Annotated in this window: 4 protein-coding genes; all 4 read left to right on the plus strand. The window is 47.7% G+C overall.

Annotated elements, in window-relative coordinates:
• Position 1 precedes the first annotated feature (1 nt).
• Positions 2-970 (plus strand): DUF6089 family protein, encoded by a 969-nt coding sequence (locus OB13_RS09035; RefSeq protein ID WP_461489836.1) that lies wholly within the window; start codon positions 2-4, stop codon positions 968-970.
• A 49-nt stretch (positions 971-1,019) separates the two neighbouring features.
• Positions 1,020-1,778 carry a type IX secretion system protein PorG gene (gene porG, locus OB13_RS09040; RefSeq protein ID WP_461489837.1) on the plus strand — a complete coding sequence of 253 codons (759 nt, stop codon included), beginning with the start codon at positions 1,020-1,022 and terminating at the stop codon, positions 1,776-1,778.
• Between the two features lie 59 nt (positions 1,779-1,837).
• Complete coding sequence (locus OB13_RS09045) at positions 1,838-2,581, plus strand: isoprenyl transferase (protein ID WP_461489838.1); 744 nt, start codon at positions 1,838-1,840, stop codon at positions 2,579-2,581.
• Between the two features lie 8 nt (positions 2,582-2,589).
• The coding region (gene bamA, locus OB13_RS09050; protein ID WP_461489839.1) for an outer membrane protein assembly factor BamA at positions 2,590-4,516 on the plus strand (1,927 nt) is incomplete at its 3' end.

Genomic DNA, 4,516 nt, shown 5'->3' on the forward strand with positions numbered 1-4,516 from the left:
ACTGCTTGTTATCACTTTTTCCTTCGTGTCGCTTGACGCGGAAGCGCAGCGATTTACCAAGCGCAAGAAGTATGCTACTGTAGGGATTACGCTGGGTGCTACCAATTACTTCGGTGATCTGGTGCCTGAACCGGATTTTACCAGTATGCGCTTTAAGTCCACACGGCCCAGTATCGGCATCAATTACACGAAGCGACATTTTCCGCGCATCTCTTCCCGTTACTCTTTTCAGTGGAACCGGATTGCAGGCGATGACGCAAAAGCAGCCTCTCCTGATGAAGGGGAGAACGAAGGCCGTTACAAAAGAAATCTGTCTTTTCGCAATGACCTGAAGGAGCTTAGTGCTGTTGCGATCATAGACCTGTATGAAAACCGTAACTATTACAGACGCCGTCCAGACTTCGTTCCGTATGGTTTCATAGGTATAGCCTTGTTCCATCACAACCCGAAAGCCTATTATGAATCAGGCTCGCATCCGGGCATAAGCGCTGAAGATGATATTGCTACCGGCTGGTATGCGTTGCAGCCGCTGGGTACCGAAGGTCAATTCACAGATGCAGAGGGAACTGTAAGCAGCCCCTACAAGCGTATACAGGTTGCGATTCCTTTTGGTCTGGGTGTGCGATACAAACTGGATAGAAACTGGGATTTTAGCTTTGAGATAGGCTGGAGAAAAACATTTACAGATTATCTGGATGACGTGAGCACCGCGCACGTAAATAAAAGCGATCTGCTTAACGGTGGCGGTGATAACCCGAAAGCATCTGTTATATTTTCTGATAGAAGTGCTGAGAGCGGTTTCAGTTATGTAGACGATCCATCCGGTACCGTATATAAGCGTTTGCCACAGTATGGTACTAACTCAAACCGTACCAGAGGCAACGAATCAGATAAAGACTGGTATATTCAAACCAACCTCGGCCTGAATTATATTTTGTCACCACGGGTTAGAAGTCCGAAGTTTAGATAATAGAATGGTTTTCCGTTCGTTGTTCACCTAAACTCCGAAATAAGTATACATGATTATCAATACGATTAAGCAGGCGCTCCTTATTTGTCTTATTCTGCAAGTAGGGAGTGCTTTTTTTTGTGCCCCAGCAATGGCGCAGCAGCCTGTCACGACCAGTGAAATAGGCGTAGGTATAGGTGGTGCCAATTACAAAGGTGAAATCTCCCCTAATTACAGGTTCCTGAACAATCAGCCTGCGATGACTGTTTTTTACCGCCGTGACCTCTCAGCTCCTTTGACCTTCAAAGCTAGCTTTATGGGCAGCCACCGTATATTTGATCACAAGGCTTTCCGGGATGAAGCGCAAGACCTCCCCTTCCACGATCACCGGGATCTGGATTTAAAACTCAGCATGGCCGAGCTGTCTGTGGCTATGGAATACAACTTCCTGGACTACTACAAGGATACCAGGCAACCACACCGTGTTTCGCCCTATTTCTTTTTGGGAGCAGCCCTGCTGAACTACAACCACCAGTTGTCTCAAAATGGTGATGTTCTGGAAGAGTTCGATAATAAGTTTACCGTCTCTATACCATTCGGAGTAGGCGTAAAGTATGCCTTAAGCCGCCACTGGAATCTGGGCCTTGAGTTTGGTGCCCGTAAGTTGTTCAATGATATTATAGATTACCTCGACGAGGGAGATGGCAACGCAACCGCGAACCGATTCGACAAAGACATGTATTTCTACAATGGTGTGAGCCTTTCCTATACCTTCTATCGCATCAATTGCCCCCCTGTTTACAAGCGAAAAGCCGGTGTGTTAGATTAGCAAGTTAAAATTTCATTAAATTGTCTTGCTTTTTGTAACTTGCGGGAAATTGTGGTTTAATGGATCTTAGGGAGAAAGTAGGTTTAGACAATTTGCCAAGACACATTGCCGTTATCATGGACGGGAATGGGCGTTGGGCGAAAAAGCGCGGAGGGTTACGGATATTTGGCCACCAGAACGCGATCACGGCTGTACGTGAAACAGTAGAAGCGGCGGCCGAGTTGGGCGTCGAATACCTGACACTTTATGCTTTTTCTACCGAAAACTGGTCACGGCCAGCTATAGAGGTATCTGCCCTGATGCAATTGCTGGTCTCTACCATCCGGAAAGAAACCGCTACGCTGAATAAAAATAACATCCGCCTCCAAACGATCGGGAATACGGACAGCCTGCCGGCTGCCTGTCAAAAGGAACTGCTGGAAGCAATAGATATAACAAAAGGCAACACCCGCATGACCCTGGTGCTGGCGCTTAGCTACAGCGGGCGCTGGGATATTGCGCAGGCTATGCAACGAATAGCCACAGATGCGGGTCATGGTACTATAGCCCCTGAAGATATAAGTGAAGCGACTATAGCCCAGTACCTCTCTACTGCCGGTATGCCGGACCCGGAATTACTGATACGCACGAGCGGAGAACAACGGATCAGCAACTTTTTGTTGTGGCAACTGGCCTATACTGAACTCTACATTACAGAGTTGCTTTGGCCTGATTTCAGGAAAGAGCACCTTTACGAAGCTATTATAGCCTATCAAAGGCGAGAGCGCCGCTTTGGCAAGACAAGTGAACAACTAACAAAGTGAACATATTAATGACAAGATCCATATGGATGCTTGTGCTTCTGCTAATTACAGGCACAGCTTCTGCACAAGTTCTAAACAATCCTCCTGCACAGAACAATACAATTGAATACGCACAGCCCAAGCAGTACCGTATAGGAGGGATTGAATTCACAGGCACCAAATTTTTGGATCCGGCATCGCTTACTGCTGTTACCGGTTTGAAAACAGGTGATGAGATCACTGTGCCGGGAGAGGATCTGAGCCGCGCCATTCAGAAGCTTTGGGATCAAGGTATACTCGGAGACATTGAGGTATACGTGACCCGGATCGAGGGAAACCAGATTTTTTTAAACTTTGACCTGAAAGAGCGCCCGCGCCTTTCGCGCTTTGAATTCTCAGGTATAAACAAGTCCCAGCAGGATGCGCTTCGCGAAAAGATAAACCTGATCAGAGGGAAGGTAGTAACAGACGCGGTGCTGAATAGCACCCGCAATATCATCCGCAACTATTTTGCAGAAAAAAGCTACCTGAATGCCAAGATCAACATTGTGCAGCGGCCTGATTCGCTGCTTCCAAATAGTGTGGTCCTCAACATTAACGTGGACAGAGGTGACAAGGTGAAAATTGCAGAAGTCATCTTTGAAGGAAATGAAGCATTCAGCGATAAGAAACTGAAGCGCCAGCTCAAGAAGACAAAGGAAAAACGCTTTTACAAACTGTTTACCTCCTCTAAGTTTCAGCGCACAGAGTATGAGAATGACAAACAACTGTTGCTTGATTTCTACAGCTCAGAAGGGTATAGGGATGCCGTGATCGTATCGGATTCGGTCTACAATATAAGCGATGACCGGCTGGGTGTTCGCATCACGGTAGATGAAGGCAACCGCTACTATTACCGCAACATCACCTGGAACGGCAACTACCTGTATGATGATGCCTACCTGACACGCGTTTTAGGTATAGACAAGGGCGAAGTATACAACAAGCAGGAACTGGATAAGCGACTCAACTATAACCCGGCCGGGGTAGACGTATCAGCGCTTTATCAAAATGATGGTTACCTGTTTTTCAGCATAGATCCGGTAGAGGTAAAGATAGAAGGGGATTCCATTGATGTGGAGATGCGGGTATCGGAAGGTCCTCAGGCAACGATCAGCAAAGTATCCGTGACCGGTAACACCAAGACCAGTGACCACGTGGTGCTGCGCGAGATACGTACTTTGCCCGGCCAGAAGTATAGCCGCGAAGACCTGATCCGTTCCAGAAACGAGTTGGCCAACCTGGGCTACTTTGACCCGGAGACAATCGGGCTGAACCCGATTCCGAACCCGGCAGAGGGTACGGTGGATATCAACTATACCGTAACAGAGCGCCCGAATGACCAGATAAGCTTGTCTGGCGGTTGGGGTGGTCCTATAGGCGCGGTAGGTACCGTTGGCCTGACGCTGAATAACTTCTCTACACGCAAACTCTTTAACCTGTCGGAGTGGAGACCATTGCCAAGTGGTGACGGACAGCGTTTATCCCTCAACGTGCAGGCAAATGGTAAATACTACCAGTCTTACTCCCTGTCTTTCACAGAGCCTTGGTTGGGTGGCCGTAAACCGAATTCACTCACCGTGAGTTTGTTCAAGACGATCAACCGGGACTCCAGAGTGGACTATGACAGCAGATTGAATGTGGATGGTGCTTCTGTCAGCCTGGGCCGTAGGCTGCAGTGGCCGGATAACTTCTTCCAGCTGAGTCACTCGCTGGGGTATAACCGGTATACACTGAAAAACTACAGGCTGTTCGGCGATTTTGACAACGGCACATCCAACAGTATTTCATTTAACAATACACTGGCACGTGTCAGCATTGACAATCCGACTTTCCCAAGAAGAGGCTCACAAATCTCTTTGAGTTTGAACTTAACACCACCCTACTCATTGTTTACTGATAAGCAGAGCAACTTTG

The organism is Pontibacter sp. HJ8 (assembly GCF_054824225.1).

What these genes read in the sequence shown, in the direction of transcription:
- porG (WP_461489837.1), top strand. Translation starts at nt 1,020, where the DNA reads ATGATTATCAATACGATTAAGCAGGCGCTCCTTATTTGTCTTATTCTG.
- OB13_RS09045 (WP_461489838.1), top strand. Translation starts at nt 1,838, where the DNA reads ATGGATCTTAGGGAGAAAGTAGGTTTAGACAATTTGCCAAGACACATT.